General features: G+C 72.0%; 14 protein-coding genes. 8 read left to right on the plus strand and 6 right to left on the minus strand.

The genetic code is table 11. The features are described 5' to 3' along the window. Positions 1–36: 36 nt before the first annotated feature. From AB0J80_RS04445 to AB0J80_RS04455, 3 genes are read left to right on the plus strand one after another with little or no spacing between them, the layout of a single operon-like run. Positions 37–636 (plus strand): sulfite oxidase-like oxidoreductase, encoded by a 600-nt coding sequence (locus tag AB0J80_RS04445; RefSeq protein WP_364700305.1) that lies wholly within the window; start codon positions 37–39, stop codon positions 634–636. Next, a complete protein-coding gene (locus AB0J80_RS04450; protein ID WP_364700307.1) occupies positions 606–1355 on the plus strand; it encodes a ferredoxin reductase in 750 nt (249 codons plus the stop codon). Before AB0J80_RS04445 ends, AB0J80_RS04450 begins: the two co-directional genes overlap by 31 nt. After that, a complete protein-coding gene (locus AB0J80_RS04455) occupies positions 1352–1636 on the plus strand; it encodes a DUF6510 family protein (RefSeq protein ID WP_364700309.1) in 285 nt (94 codons plus the stop codon). The genes AB0J80_RS04450 and AB0J80_RS04455 overlap by 4 nt, the downstream gene beginning before the upstream one ends. A 16-nt stretch (positions 1637–1652) precedes the next feature. Here the strand turns inward: AB0J80_RS04455 and AB0J80_RS04460 are convergent, their stop codons facing one another. Beyond that, a complete protein-coding gene (locus AB0J80_RS04460) occupies positions 1653–2036 on the minus strand; it encodes a hypothetical protein (RefSeq protein WP_364700311.1) in 384 nt (127 codons plus the stop codon). Positions 2037–2275: 239 nt separating this feature from the next. On the opposite strand from AB0J80_RS04460, the gene AB0J80_RS04465 reads away from it, so the two are divergent. Continuing rightward, the gene (locus AB0J80_RS04465; protein ID WP_364700313.1) at positions 2276–3076 is read left to right on the plus strand and encodes an SGNH/GDSL hydrolase family protein; all 801 of its coding nucleotides are present in this window, start codon (positions 2276–2278) and stop codon (positions 3074–3076) included. 54 nt (positions 3077–3130) lie between these two features. After that, on the plus strand, positions 3131–3538 hold the full coding sequence (locus tag AB0J80_RS04470; protein ID WP_364700315.1) for a PLD nuclease N-terminal domain-containing protein: 408 nt from the start codon (positions 3131–3133) through the stop codon (positions 3536–3538). 9 nt (positions 3539–3547) lie between these two features. Here the strand turns inward: AB0J80_RS04470 and AB0J80_RS04475 are convergent, their stop codons facing one another. Then, positions 3548–4480, minus strand: coding sequence for an NADP-dependent oxidoreductase (locus AB0J80_RS04475; RefSeq protein ID WP_364700317.1), 933 nt, complete (start codon positions 4478–4480; stop codon positions 3548–3550). 77 nt (positions 4481–4557) lie between these two features. On the opposite strand from AB0J80_RS04475, the gene AB0J80_RS04480 reads away from it, so the two are divergent. After that, complete coding sequence (locus AB0J80_RS04480) at positions 4558–4959, plus strand: helix-turn-helix domain-containing protein (protein WP_364700319.1); 402 nt, start codon at positions 4558–4560, stop codon at positions 4957–4959. On the opposite strand, the gene tuf is transcribed toward AB0J80_RS04480, so the two are convergent. The 3 genes from tuf to AB0J80_RS04495 all read right to left on the minus strand — a co-directional run bounded on the left by tuf (position 4956) and on the right by AB0J80_RS04495 (position 8893). After that, positions 4956–6143, minus strand: coding sequence for an elongation factor Tu (gene tuf, locus AB0J80_RS04485; protein ID WP_364700321.1), 1188 nt, complete (start codon positions 6141–6143; stop codon positions 4956–4958). The genes AB0J80_RS04480 and tuf overlap by 4 nt on opposite strands. Before the next feature lie 233 nt (positions 6144–6376). After that, on the minus strand, positions 6377–7156 hold the full coding sequence (locus AB0J80_RS04490) for a L,D-transpeptidase family protein (protein ID WP_364700323.1): 780 nt from the start codon (positions 7154–7156) through the stop codon (positions 6377–6379). An 18-nt stretch (positions 7157–7174) separates the two neighbouring features. Next, entirely contained in the window at positions 7175–8893 is a 1719-nt protein-coding gene (locus AB0J80_RS04495; RefSeq protein ID WP_364700325.1) for a serine/threonine-protein kinase, read from the minus strand. A 178-nt stretch (positions 8894–9071) separates the two neighbouring features. Here AB0J80_RS04495 and AB0J80_RS04500 point away from each other — a divergent pair, with 178 nt between their 5' ends. Further along, positions 9072–10001 carry an aminoglycoside 3'-phosphotransferase/choline kinase family protein gene (locus AB0J80_RS04500; protein WP_364700327.1) on the plus strand — a complete coding sequence of 310 codons (930 nt, stop codon included), beginning with the start codon at positions 9072–9074 and terminating at the stop codon, positions 9999–10001. Positions 10002–10092: 91 nt separating this feature from the next. Then, the gene (locus AB0J80_RS04505; protein WP_364700329.1) at positions 10093–12150 is read left to right on the plus strand and encodes a response regulator; all 2058 of its coding nucleotides are present in this window, start codon (positions 10093–10095) and stop codon (positions 12148–12150) included. Between the two features lie 21 nt (positions 12151–12171). Here AB0J80_RS04505 and AB0J80_RS04510 read toward each other — a convergent pair whose 3' ends face one another. Then, positions 12172–13566 carry a diguanylate cyclase gene (locus tag AB0J80_RS04510; RefSeq protein WP_364700331.1) on the minus strand — a complete coding sequence of 465 codons (1395 nt, stop codon included), beginning with the start codon at positions 13564–13566 and terminating at the stop codon, positions 12172–12174.

A 13566-nucleotide genomic window follows, 5' to 3' on the forward strand; every position in this document is an offset into this window, starting at 1 on the left:
TGTCGCCCGGGGTGATACTCGGGTTTACTGCTGAGGATGAGCATCATCTCCCCCGGGTTCGGTGGGCGGCGCCGCTCCTCGCGGCCCGACCTGCCGCCCGGGCAGTACCTCACCGACGACTTCCCGGTGCTGTCCGCCGGGCCGACGCCCCGCGTCCCGCTCGACCGCTGGGCGTTCACCATCACCGACGAGGCGGGCGGGCAGACCACGTGGTCGTGGGCGGAGTTCCAGGCGCTGCCGCAGGAGGACTTCACCGTCGACATCCACTGCGTGACGAAGTGGTCCAAGCTGGGCACCACGTGGCGCGGGGTCTCCTTGGACACGCTGTTCGAGAACATCGAGACGACGGCCGACTTCACGATGGTGCACGGCTACGGCGGCTACACCACCAACGTGCCGCTGGAGGATCTGCTCGACGGCAAGGCGTGGATCGCGCACACCTTCGAGGGCGAGCCGCTGCACCCCGAGCACGGGGGCCCGGCCCGCCTGGTGGTGCCGGCCCTCTATTTCTGGAAGTCCGCGAAGTGGGTCAACGGCGTCGAGCTGCTCCAGCAGGACGAACCGGGCTTCTGGGAAGAGGCCGGCTATCACATGTACGGAGACCCATGGCGCGAGCAGCGATACCAGGGCGACTGAGCTGGCGGGTCGCCACCGTGGCGGACGCGCGGTGGGAGACGGCGTCGGCGCGGACCCTCGTGCTCGACGTGCCACAGTGGCCCGGTCATCTACCCGGCCAGCACGTCGACGTGCGGCTGACCGCGCCCGACGGCTACTCGGCCCAGCGCAGCTACTCGATCGCGTCGTCGTGGCGTGCCGGCGGGCCGGTCGAGCTGACCGTCCAGCGCGTCGAGGACGGCGAGGTCTCGTCGTACCTGACCGACGTCGTGTCGCCGGGCCAGCAGCTCGAGCTCCGGGGTCCGGTGGGCGGCTGGTTCGTGTGGCGGGGCGGCCCGGCGCCGGTGCTGCTGGTGGCCGGCGGCTCGGGTCTGGTGCCGCTGATGGCGATGATCCGGGCGCGCGGGGACGTTCGGGGCCGCCAGCCGTTCCGCCTCGTCCACTCCGTACGCACTCCCCAGGACGCCCTCTACGGCACCGAGCTGGCCCGCCGCGTCCGGGACGACCCGGGCCTGGACGTGCATCGCGTCTACACCCGCAAGACCCCGGAGGGCTGGCCGCATCCGCCGGCCCGCCTGGGCGTCGCGACGCTGAACACGCACGGCTGGCCGCCGGACTTCGGCCCTGACGTCTTCGTGTGCGGGCCCACGGCGTTCGTCGAGACGGCCGCGGACATCCTCGTCGCGCTGGGCCACGACCCGAAGAAGATCAGGACCGAGAGATTCGGGGGTACGGCATGACGTCCCACTTCGAGCTCGACGGTAACGCCCTGGGTGGCGACCTGGGGGAGATCTTCGCCGTCGACCTCACCGAGGCGGTGGCGACCTGCGCCGGCTGCGGGCAAGCCGCCATGGTCGCCACGTTGCGCGTCTGGGGGCCGGCGCCGGGGCTGGTGGCCCGGTGCCCCTCGTGCGAGGACGTGGTCCTGCGGTTGGTCCGCGGCCCGGAGCAGGCGTGGCTGGACCTGCGCGGAGCGGTGAGCCTGCGAGTCCCGCTCCCGCCGGACGGCCCGCTCGCCTGACGCGCGGCGACGGCTGTCAGTCGCGGAAGGTTCGGCGCAGGCGTTCGGCGAGTCCCGTAGGGCGCGGAGCGACCGGGGCCGGGCGGCGGCTGCTCGCGGCCGGCCGGGAGCGGCCGATCGGCTGGTCGTAGTCGGCCGCCGCGATCGCCTCGATGATCTGCTCGTCGGTGAAGGTCTCGGAGGCGGGGATCGAGGGCACGAAACCGACGAGGACGCCGTCGCGCATGACCTGCGCCTCGAGGCCGGCGGTGCCGTCGTTGTCCCAGATCGCCTCGCGGCCGTCGGGCAGCACGACGCGGATCCCGTACTGGGTGATGCCGGCGTGCGGGAGCTTCACGTGGGCGAAGACGTTCCGTCCTCGCAGCGTCTCGACGACCCGGCGGGCTCTTTGCTCGTCCATGGCACCGACGCTAATCCGCCGAGCTGAGCACAGCCTGAAGATCCGCTGTGCCGTCCATACAACCTGGTAGCACAGCGCACGCGCGTGATCACCGCATGACATTCATGCAGGTCACATCGATGCATGTTACTACGAGGTAACAGGAAAGTCACTGTGTTTCTTTCGTCAGGCCCTTGACTTACTCTGCAGTAACCGGAGCGCTTCGGCCCCCATCCCCCGTGGATCCGGAGGCCCCCCCGATGAGCAGAGGTCCCACCGCCCTCGCCTGCCTCGTCTCGTCCATCCTGCTGACCGTCCTCACCTCGGCCCCCGCCGCCGCGTCCGCGCCGGCGGACTGGGACTACATCGCGCTCGGCGACTCCTACTCGTCCGGCGTCGGCACGTCCGGGCAGACCGGCACCTGCATGCGCAGCTCGAACGCGTACCCCGGGCTCTGGAACTCCGCCCACGACCCGGCGTCCTTCCGGTCGGTGGCCTGCAGCGGCGCCACCACCAGCTCGCTGCGGTCGAGCCAGCTGTCCGCCCTGTCGAGCGGGACCGACCTGGTGAGCGTGACGATCGGCGGCAACGACGTCGGCTTCGCGTCCACCGTCATCACCTGCACGCTGGTCAGCGACAGCGGGTGCGCCGCCAAGGTCGACGACGCGATGGAGCTCCTCGACGAGGAGATCCCCGCCCGCCTCGACGCCACGTACCGGGACATCAAAGCCAAGGCGCCGAACGCGAAGGTCGTCGTGCTCGGCTACCCCATCCTGTTCGACGAGACCGCCCCCAGCTGCGGCTTCGCCGGCATGAGCATCCCGAAGCGCAAGTCCATCAACAGGGGCGCCGCCGAGCTGAACAAGGTCATCGCGGCCCGCGTCCGGGCGGCCGGGCTCACCTGGTCGGACGTGACCGACGACTTCGCCGGCCACGGGATCTGCGGGCCCAGCCCGTGGCTGCACGGCCTGACCGTGCTGCCGCCCACCGACTCCTTCCACCCCACCGGCACCGGCCACCGGTCGGGCTACCTGCCGGCCCTCGAGTCCGCACTGCGCTGACCCGTTCTTCCGCCGGGTCCCCGGACCCGGCGGAAGTCTGAGACCATTCCCGCCATGATTCGGCTCTACTCGTTGTTCATGCTGCTCGACCTGGCGCTGCTGGTCGTCGCGCTGATCGACTGCCTCTCCGCCGAGGAGTACGCGATCCGGGCCCTGCCGCGCATCGCCTGGGTCTTCCTCATTTTGCTGTTCTCGCCCATCGGCGCGATCGCCTGGTTCGTCGCCGGACGGCCGCCCCGCGCGATCCGGATGAGCAACGGTGAGAAGTGGCGTCCGGGCCGCGGCTTCCCCGAGGACGAGCGGCCCGCGCGCACAGGACCGCTCGCACCGGACGACGACCCGGAGTTCCTGCGCAACCTCTCCTCGTCGCTCAAGGACGACGAGGCGATGATGAAGCGCTGGGAGGCCGACCTGCGGCGCCGCGAGGAGGAACTGCGCAAGCGCGACGACAAGCAGGAGTGACCGGCCGGCTCACGGCACGAGCACCAGCCGGCCGCGCAGCCCGCCAGCGGCCATCCGTTCATGGGCGGTGGCCACCTTGGCCAGCGGAAGCGTCCCGGCCACCCGCGGGGTGATCCGGCCGGCCGCGGCCAACGCCGCGAGCTCGGCCAGCCGGGCGCCGTCGGCGAAGACCTCCTGCACCACCACCCGGGTTCCGCGCAGCGGCGGCGGGGCGAACGGCGCGACCAGCGCGACGAACGCTCCCCCGCCACGCAGGGCCTCGTGGGCGCCGATTCCCACCACGGCGGCGTCGATGACCGAGTCCACGCCGCCCGGCACCACGTTCCGGACCGCGGCGCCGAGCCGGTCGGTCCGCGGCACCACGTGGTCTGCGCCGAGGCTTCGCAGCAGCGGCTCGTCCGGCGCGTCCGCGACCGCCACGGTACGGATCCCGCGGAGCGCGGCGAGCTGCAGGACGACTCCGCCGACCACGCCCGCAGCGCCGGTGACCATGAGGGTCTGCCCCTGACGCAGCCCGGCCAGCTCCAGCGACCGGTCCGCCGTCAGGGCCGCCAGGGGCAGCGTGGCGGCCTCGGCGTCGCTCCAGCCGGCCGGGGCGGGCGCCACGGCGCTCTCGTCCAGCACCACCTGCTCGGCCTGGGCGCCGGGCGCGGAGAGCAGGTCCCGCAGCCCGATGACCCGGTCGCCGACGGCGAAACGGGTCGCGCCCGTACCGGTCTCGGTCACCTCGCCCGCCACGTCCCAGCCGAGGGCGACGACCGGGGCGGGGGCGAGCAACCCGGCCTCGGTGATCCGGCCCGCCCGGGTGGACAGGTCGATGCGGTTCACCGCGGCGGCGGACACGCGGATCAGCACCTGTCCCGGCCCGGGACGCGGAGAGGGGACATCGGCCAACTCGAGCACTTCGGGACCGCCGAAACGGCGGATGATGACTGCCTGCATGCGGCAAACGCTAGGAACAATAGGCTGCGTCGGTAAGGAGGCACCTTCGAGTGCCTGGGGCACCGGGAGGTTCGCACATGGCCACCGTCTCCGCCGCCGAGCGCCGCGAGCGGGCGCGCCGGGCGTACAACGCCAACCTGGCCGAGTGCCCGGGGCACGAGCTGCTGGCCGCGTTGAGCGACAAGTGGCTGACGCTGGTGGTGAGCGCGCTGGCGGACGGGCCGATGCGGCACGCCGAGCTGGCCCGTACCGTCGCCGGGGCGAGCCAGAAGATGCTCACCCAGACCCTGCGCAAGCTGGAACGCGACGGGCTGGTCACCCGGGCCGTCACCGCTTCGGTGCCGGCCCGGGTGGATTATGCGCTGACGCCGCTCGGTGCGGCGCTGCTGCCGTTGCAGCGGGCCATCAAGGAGTGGGCGGAGACCCACATCCCCGAGGTCCACGCCGCCCGCGCCCGCTACGACGCCGCCGACGGTTAGTCGAGCAGCTCCGTCACCGTGCCGGCGGCGACCGTACGCCCGCCCTCGCGCACGGCGAAGCCGAGCCCGGCGTCCATCGGCACCTCCTTGCCGAGGTGCACCGTGAGCTCCACGGTGTCGCCCGGCATGACCATCGGCAGGTCACCGAGGTCGATCGCGCCGGACACATCCGTGGTGCGGAAGAAGAACTGCGGACGGTAGTTCGCCACGAAGGGCGTGTGCCGGCCGCCCTCCTCCTTCGTCAGGGCGTACATGCGGGCCTTGAAGCTCTTGTGCGGGGTGACGCTGCCCGGCAGCGCGACGACCTGGCCGCGCTGCACCTGGTCGCGCTTGATGCCCCGGAGCAGGACGGCCGCGTTGTCGCCCGCCTCCGCGGACGGCAGCGACTTGCCGAACGTCTCCAGCCCCGTCGCCACCGTGGCGATGGTGGGGCCGAGGCCGACCACCTCGACCGGCTCGCCGGCGCGCAGCGTGCCGCGCTCGACCTTGCCGGTCACCACGGTGCCACGCCCGCTGATGGTCAGCACGTTCTCGATCGGCATCAGGAACGGCTCACCCAGCTCGCGCGGCGGGACCGGCACGTACCCGTCGACAGCGTCGAGCAGGTCCACGATGGACTGCGTCCAGCGCGGGTCGCCCTCGAGGGCCTTCAGCGCACTGACGCGCACCACCGGCACCTCGTCGCCGGGGAAGCCGTACTCGCCGACGAGCTCGCGGACCTCGAGCTCGACGAGGTCGAGCAGCTCCTCGTCCTCGACGGCGTCGCTCTTGTTCAGCGCGACCACCAGGTACGGCACGCCGACCCGCTGGGCGAGCAGCACGTGCTCCCGGGTCTGCGGCATCGCGCCGTCCTGGGCCGAGACGACGAGGATCGCGCCGTCCACCTGCGCCGCACCCGTGATCATGTTCTTCACGTAGTCGGCGTGCCCCGGCATGTCGACGTGGGCGTAGTGGCGGTGCTCGGTCTCGTACTCGACGTGGGCGATGTTGATCGTGATGCCGCGGTCGTGCTCCTCCGGGGCCTTGTCGATCCCGTCGAACGCGACGTACCGGTTGGTTGCCGGGTCGCGGTCGGCGAGGACCTTGGTGATGGCGGCGGTCAGGGTCGTCTTGCCGTGGTCGACGTGGCCCATCGTGCCGATGTTGAGGTGCGGCTTCGTACGGATGAACTGGCTCTTGGCCATGGGAATGTCCTTACTGGATGTAAGAAACGGAAAATGGACGTCAGAACCCGCGCAGGGTCGAGCCACCCTCCCCCTGGGTTCTGCTGCTACCGGGGAAGGGTCAGCTTCGGGTATCGGCGCCGCGAACGTCGCACGCGGGAGCGGCCGGCAGGGGGAACCCCGCGGGCAGCTGCAGACCGGGCGCGAACATGGCGATCACGGTATGCGGCAACACGCGAGCGCGCGAGCGTATTTCACGCGCGGCCGATGTCCGCCAGCGGCGCCATCACGATGCGCGGCGCCGCGGCGGGGTCGAGCCACGTGAGCACCTTGAGGAGATCGGCGCGGCGCAGCGAGACGCAGCCCGCGGTCGAGCCGGCGCCGTTGATGTGCAGGAAGATGGCGGAACCGCGCTTCACGTTCACCGGCCGGCTGGTCACGTACTGCGCGTGGCGGGCGTCCCAGGTGATCGTCGAGGCCGAGGGGCGGTTGAAGTCGATGACGGCGGCGTACTCGTACTGGACCGGGTAGGCGGCGAGCCGCTCGGACTCGCCCTTGCGCCACGTCCGGGTGCTGGACGCGCGCGGCTGGAACATGTTGTAGGTCTTAGGGTCCCGGTTGTCGCCGACCCAGTAGTCGTTGCTGTCGGCGCGGGTGTACTTCACGCGGATGCCGGGGTTCGCCTTGAGGCCGAACGCCGACGTGAGGCGGAAGGTGCCGATCGGCGTGGTGCCCGTGCCCTGCACCCGCCTGCTCGCCCATGCCCACCCCGCGTAACCGTTGCGCGCCGGCATGCCGGCGAAGGTCTGGCGCCAGATCCCGTCGCTGTCCTTCTGGTACGCCCGCAGCGTCGCGTACGACGACGTGCGCCCGGTGCCGGTCACGACGACCACCTGCCGGGAGCCGCCGACGGCCCGCAGCCTCGACGGGTGGTACGCGGGAACGTCCGCGGCCTCGGCGGACATCGCGCGGACCACGCCCAGCCCGAGGAGCACGGCGCCGATCACGAGCCCGGCCGCCAGCATCCTCCGCATGGCGTCGACCGTAGGCGATCAGAAGGTGAACTCGTGGCCCTTCGCCGATCCGACCTCCGTCCGGCCGTCGCGGGTGAACCGCCACGTCATCAGCACCTGGTAGCGGCGGCCCGCGCGAGGGCTGACCGTGGCGGTCCCGCACTCCTGCGACCGGGCGCCCTCCTGGAAGACCATGCCGTCGCAGGTCTTGGCCGGCACACTGCTACCCGTCGCCAGGTCCCGCAACGCCAGCGAGAGCGAGGCCGTACCGTCGCGCGGGGCGGTCAGGCTTGCGGTGAGCTGCACCTTCTCCCCCACCTTGTGGCAGGGCCGCACCGCCATCGCGTTGTCGTAGCTCAGCGCGTACTGCTGGTTGCAGTCCCACGGGCCGTAGGTCTTCTCCACGACGGGTGCGGGGGCCTGGGTCGCCCGGCTGGTCCGGGGGCGGGGCGTCACCACCGCCTGGACCGCCGCGTCCGCGTGCAGAGGCTCCGCGGCGGGCTTTCCGTGGGATCGCGCGGGCTTGGACGCCTCGGCCGCCGTGGAGGCCACCACGGACGGCTGCGGCTGCCGCGCCGGGGCCTGGGCGACGGGGCCATCCGTCTCCGGTGAGCCGTCGTCGCGGCCGAGGTGCCAGGCGGTCGTCGCGACCCCGGACGCCAGCATCGCCGAGCAGACCAGCGCGATCATCGCCCAGGGGCGGGCCCAGCGCCAGCTCGCCGGCTGGTTGCGCCGCCGGGGCACGGGGAGCTTGCGCATGCTCGCCAGCGACGGGTGCGGGCCGGGCGCGGCGGCGGGCGGTTCCGGGTCGGGCGTCCGAGACTTCCGGGGTTTGGCGGCCGCCTTGCCGGGGTCCGGAGCGGGCAGCGCGGGGGCGTCCGCCAGAACGCGCGCCACGTCGCCGAGGTCCACGACCAGCTCGCCGGCGTCGGGGCGCAGCCGCGGCTTCTGCTCCAGGCAGGCCGCGATCAGGTTCCACAGCTCGTCGGGGATCCCCGGCCGGCGCTCCGGCTCACCCTGCAGGTGCAGGTGCATCAGGTCGGTGACGGTGTCGCTGTCGTACGGCGGCCGCCCGGACACCATCTCGTAGAGGAGTACGCCGAGGGCGTACACGTCGGCGGCCGGACTGGTCGACGAGCTGTGGAAGGCTTCCGGTGCCATGTAGTGCGGGGTGCCGACGACCGCGTTGGTGGTGGTCAGGCTGGGGGTGTTGAGCACCCGGGCGATGCCGAAGTCGGTGAGCCGGATGTCGAGCCGGCCGTCCTCGCGATGCAGCAGGATGTTGTCCGGTTTGAGGTCGCGGTGCACGATCCCCAGCCCGTGGGCCTCCGCCAGGGCCGCCGCCACCTGGGCTCCCAGCCGGGCCGCCTCGCCCGGTGGCAGGGTGGGCTGCTCGCGCAGGTAGTCGCGCAGGCTGCCGCCGGGGACGAGGTCCATCACCAGGCCGAGCGACTCGCCGACGCTGAACAGGTCGCGGACCCGGACGACGTTGCGATGCCGGAGCATGAGCAGGATGGTCCGCTCCTGCACGAAGCGGGTGACCAGCTTGGGCTGCCGCAGCAGGCTCTCGTGCAGCAGCTTGACGGCCACGGGCTCGCCGGTGCCGCGGTCGACGCCGCGCCACACCGTCCCGGTGGCGCCGTGGCCGATGGGGCGGAGGAGGATGTACGAGCTGCCGACACACCGCCCGCTCAGATCGAGGGTCGACGCGCCGTCGGAATCCGCCCGTGCGCCGCTGCTCGTGGGATCCTGGTCCACCTGTGGTCGTGCCCTTTCGCCCGCCGCGGTCCCGCGACATCCGACTGGCCGACCGGAATGATGCTGTTTGTCCGTATCAATGCGCAACCCCACACGTCGGAGTTCGCACGTGAGGTAGGTGTCCGCGGGCACCCGTCACCGGATCCGCGTCCCGTCGTTCGTCTTCAGTGGAGGGCCGTTGACCTGCCAAAACGTCGGAACCGTCTGGCCGGATGCCGAAGACGAGGAAGATTTCGACCTCGTCGCCCGGGATGAGAAGGCGCTCGGCCCCGGCGTACGCGCCCTGCTGGACCGGCTGGGTGTACCCGGCACGCCCGTGCGCTACCCGACGGGGTCGCTGCCCGTGTACGCGGTCGGCGACTTGGTGCTCAAGCTCTTCCCGCCGGTGCACGCCGACGAGATGCCGGTCGAGGCCGGGGTGCTCGCGGCGGTGCAGGGGCGGCTGCCCGTACCGACCCCGGGAGTGCACGCGGCCGGGGACTTCGAGGGCTGGGGCTACGTGCTCATGGACCGGCTGCCCGGCGAACCGCTCAGCACGGTGTGGCCGGCGCTGACCGAGGCCGAACGCGACGGGATCGCCGAGCAGCTCGGGGAGGGCATCGCCGCCCTGCACGCCGTGCCGCCGCCGGCCGTCGAGGACTGGTGGCCGCAGGACTGGGACGAGTTCGTGGCGGACCAGGTCGCCGCCTGCGCGGGGCGGCACCGGGCGCTGGGCCTCGCGCCGCAGTGGGCCGCGCAGATCCCCGGCTTCCTCGCCTCTGTGCCGCTCTCCGCCCCGGCGGTGCTGCTGCACACCGAGATCATGGACGAGCACCTGCTGGTCCGCGACGGCCGGCTCACCGGGCTGGTCGACTTCGAGCCGGCGATGCGGGGTGCCGCCGAGTACGACTTCGTCGCGCCGGCCGTGTTCCTCGCGCGCGGGGACGGGCGGTTCTACGGGCGGCTGCTGCGGGCGTACGGGATCCGCCCTGATGGTGATCTGCGCCGGCGATTGACGGCCTGGACGTTGCTGCATTACTACAGCAACCTGCCCGCCTTTCTGAAGCGGTTGCCCGAACCGGCCGCTCCCACGCTCGACGCCCTGGCGGAGCGCTGGTTCGCGATGTGACGGGTGGGACCCGCCTCGGCCGCTCGGTTGCATTCCTCCTGAACCGCCCGCACCGTGGGGCCATTACGCCGATAGTTGCCACATGGGTGTCATGGCTTATCCCCTCCGGTACGCACTGGCCGACCTGGCGCTCGCGCTGAGCCGCGTCGCCGAGGACACCGAGCAGGTCAGCTCGACCGCCGCCCGCGCCGCCGCGGACATGCTCGGCGACGGGGCGGGCGTGCAGCTGCTCGGCGACGACGGGCGCTACGCCGCGATCACCTACCACCATGCCGACGACCAGCTGGCGCCCGCGTACGCGCACCTGCTCGACCGCGCGGGCGAGCTGCCCGACGACGACTTCTCCACCAGCCTCGCCGCGAGCCGGCGCCCGGTCGTCCTGGCCGGGGAGGCCGGCCGGCCCCTCACGGAGCTGCCGCGGCCGCGGCACGCACCGCACGTCGACCCGGGCGAACCGGCGCCGGAGATCCACGCCGCCGTGCTGTGTCCCGTCATCGTCGACAACACCTACGCGGGCTACCTGGTGCTGACCCGGGCGACCCCGGGAGCCGTCTACTCCCCGGCCGAGGTGGAACTGGCCCGCGACATCGCCGGCGAGCTGTGCCTGGCCCTGTCCAGCGCGCGGGCCCAGGAACGGCTGCGCGCCAGCGAGGAGCGCTACCGCCGGGTGCTGGAGACCATCCCCGAAGGCGTGCTCCAGCTCGACGACGACGGCGTGGCCACGTACGCGAACGAGCCCATCGGCGTGGTCCTCGGCATGCCCCGCAGCCAGCTCATCGGCGTCTCCCTGCGCGGCTTCCTCGACAAGCACGGCCAGGCCGAGCTGACCCGGCGCCTCACCGAGTGCAAGGCCGGCCGCTCCACGGTCGGGGCGACCAAGCTGCTGCGCGCCGACGGTTCCCAGCGCAGCGTGCGGATGAGCATGATGCCGCTGGAGGACGAGCACGGCCACCCCAGCGGCGTGCTGTGCATGGTCACCGACACCACCGACCACATCGACGCCAAGGGGCTCAAGCGCCAGCTCGACCACCTGCGCCGGCTGGACAGCATGGGCCAGCTGATCGGCGGCATCTCGCACGACTTCAACAACCTGATGACCGTGGTCGCCGGCTCGGCCGACATGATCGCGACGACCACCGCCGAGGGGACGCCGCAGCACCAGATGGCCAAGGACATCCTGGACGCGGTCGCCACCGGGCGGACGCTGACCCACCAGCTGCTGGCGTTCGGGCGTACCGAAGGCAACCGGCCGGAGATCATCCCCATCCCGGACCTGCTCACCGACGTGCAGAGCCTGTTCAGCCGCACCCTCGGCGAGCGGATCGGTCTCGACCTGGCCTTCGGCCCGGACGTCTGGCCGGTACGCGCGGAGCGCGGCCCCCTGGAACAGGCCCTGGTCAACCTGGCCGCCAACGCCCGCGACGCGATGCTGCACGGCGGCATGCTGCGGGTGGCCGCCACCAACGAGGTGGTCGAGCCCGGGCAGCTCGCCGACGGCGCCCCGGCCGGCCGCTGCGTCCACCTGGTCATCCAGGACACCGGTGTGGGCATGACCGACGAGACCCGCAAGCGCGCCCTCGAGCCGTTCTTCACCACCCGGCCCACCGCCGCGGGCCTGGGCCTGGCCACCACGGCGGGCATCGTGCAGGGCATCGGCGGCCACATCGAGCTCGAGTCGGCGCCCCGGATGGGCACGACGGTGCACCTCTACCTCCCGGCCGCCGAGGAACGCCCGGCACCGGCCATCGACCGCCGGGTCACGCCCGCGGTCATCGGCCGGGTGCTCATCGTGGAGGACCAGCCGGAGGTGGCGCAGCTGGTGCAGCGCCTGATCGAGCCGGCCGGCTACGAGATCACGGTCGCCACGGACGCGCTGCAGGCGGTCACCCAGGTCGCCTCGGGCGCCCAGCCCGACCTGCTGATCACCGACGTGGTGATGCCGACGATGACCGGCCCGGAGCTGGCCGCGGCGCTGCGCACCCACCGCCCCGACCTGCCGGTGCTGTACATGTCGGGCTACACGGCCGCGTCGCTCGGGCCGCAGCTGAACCTCGACGAGAACAGCATGCTGGTGGAGAAGCCGTTCACTCGCTCCACGCTGTTGGGCGCCATCCGTACGCTCTGCGGGCCGCAGCCGAGCCGCGACTAGCAAGCCTCGCGGCGCGGAGGGCTAGACCGTTGCCATGTCGGGGGTGAAGTGTTCGATGCGGCCCTTACCGCTGCGTTTCGCGTGGTACATGGCGAGGTCGGCGTTGTGGATGAGGGTCACCGCGTCATCGGCGTAGTCGTCCACGAGGGCCATGCCGATCGACGTACCGATGTGCAGCTGATGTCCGTCGATGTCGAACGGTTCCGCGATGTACTGCCGGACGCGCTCGGCGACCGCGTGGGCGTCGGACTCCGTGCGTAGCCCCTTGCACAGTACGAGGAACTCGTCGCCGCCGAATCGGCTGACGTAGTCCCCGGGGCGCATGGACTCCAGCAACCGTCGGGCGACCGCTTTGAGGAGGGCGTCGCCGACGGCATGGCCGTAGGTGTCGTTGATGGGTTTGAAGCCGTCCAGGTCGATGAAGAGGGCCGCGGTCGGCCCGGTGGGCTGTCGGCGTTGGTCGCCGATGACGGCTTCGGCGCGGTCGAGGAACAGCGCCCGGCTGGGCAGGCCGGTCAGTGCGTCGTGGGCGCGGGCGTGAGCCAGACGGAACAGGATGATCGCCGCCGCTACCCCGATCGCCACCAGCAGCGCGATCGCTGCGGCGAAGGCCGCGAACAGCTGCCAGGCGGCACGCTCGGACGCCTTGAGCGGAGCCAGGAGTTTCGCTTCGGAGGTGGCGACGATGGCGTGCCAGGCGCTGCCGGGAAGCGGGTTCGATACGTAGTAGTCACCGTCGACGACGCCCTGCCGGGCATGGCCGGCCGCGCTGGCCAGCGCCGATGCGGACATGGGCCGGCCGGGAGTCTCCTGGCCCGGCGACGCGACGATATTGCCGTGGCCGTCGACGACGTAGGCGTGACTGGCGGTGACGTCGAACGTGCTGGACAGGACGTTGGCGACCTGTTCGATCGGGACCGGCATGATCAGGACCCGCGGGCCGTCGCTGCCCTTGAAGGGTTGGAATGCGTGGGCGATGGTGCCGGCGGGTTCGATGGCGATGTCGCCGAGAGCGAACCTGTCGGCCTTCACCGCCAGTGTGAAACCGGCGTCGGCGGCCAACGAGGCGGCCTTGGCCGTCATCGACGGCGGGTCGGCGGCCACCAGGCTGCCGTCGGCGCGCAAGACGACCGCCCAGGCGATGCCGGGGTGCGCATCTTTGATGGTGGAGTTGAGCGCCGACGGCGGGCTCGCGTAAAGCCGCTCCGCCTCCGGCCGCACGTTCGCATCGCTTGAGGTCAGGGCGTCACCGGCGAGATCCGCCGCAAGTTTGTTGCGGTCGGCGAAGGCCCGGTGCACCGCGTCCCGGGCGGTCGCTTGGATATTGCCGAGGTAGAGGCCGACACCGGCCACCAGTGCCAGCGCCGCGAGGCAGCACAACGCGGAACCCAGCGTGAACGAAACCCGACGGCCCAT

The organism is Actinoplanes sp. NPDC049548 (assembly GCF_040676695.1).
In the GTDB taxonomy this organism is placed as follows: Bacteria; Actinomycetota; Actinomycetes; order Mycobacteriales; family Micromonosporaceae; genus Actinoplanes.

Bases quoted from the DNA above. Each gene is read 5' to 3' on its own strand.
- AB0J80_RS04510 (WP_364700331.1), bottom strand. From the start codon at position 13,566: ATGGGCCGTCGGGTTTCGTTCACGCTGGGTTCCGCGTTGTGCTGCCTC.
- AB0J80_RS04450 (WP_364700307.1), top strand. From the start codon at position 606: ATGGCGCGAGCAGCGATACCAGGGCGACTGAGCTGGCGGGTCGCCACC.
- tuf (WP_364700321.1), bottom strand. From the start codon at position 6,143: ATGGCCAAGAGCCAGTTCATCCGTACGAAGCCGCACCTCAACATCGGC.
- AB0J80_RS04470 (WP_364700315.1), top strand. From the start codon at position 3,131: ATGATTCGGCTCTACTCGTTGTTCATGCTGCTCGACCTGGCGCTGCTG.
- AB0J80_RS04505 (WP_364700329.1), top strand. From the start codon at position 10,093: ATGGCTTATCCCCTCCGGTACGCACTGGCCGACCTGGCGCTCGCGCTG.
- AB0J80_RS04480 (WP_364700319.1), top strand. From the start codon at position 4,558: ATGGCCACCGTCTCCGCCGCCGAGCGCCGCGAGCGGGCGCGCCGGGCG.
- AB0J80_RS04490 (WP_364700323.1), bottom strand. From the start codon at position 7,156: ATGCGGAGGATGCTGGCGGCCGGGCTCGTGATCGGCGCCGTGCTCCTC.
- AB0J80_RS04455 (WP_364700309.1), top strand. From the start codon at position 1,352: ATGACGTCCCACTTCGAGCTCGACGGTAACGCCCTGGGTGGCGACCTG.
- AB0J80_RS04445 (WP_364700305.1), top strand. From the start codon at position 37: ATGAGCATCATCTCCCCCGGGTTCGGTGGGCGGCGCCGCTCCTCGCGG.
- AB0J80_RS04475 (WP_364700317.1), bottom strand. From the start codon at position 4,480: ATGCAGGCAGTCATCATCCGCCGTTTCGGCGGTCCCGAAGTGCTCGAG.
- AB0J80_RS04460 (WP_364700311.1), bottom strand. From the start codon at position 2,036: ATGGACGAGCAAAGAGCCCGCCGGGTCGTCGAGACGCTGCGAGGACGG.
- AB0J80_RS04465 (WP_364700313.1), top strand. From the start codon at position 2,276: ATGAGCAGAGGTCCCACCGCCCTCGCCTGCCTCGTCTCGTCCATCCTG.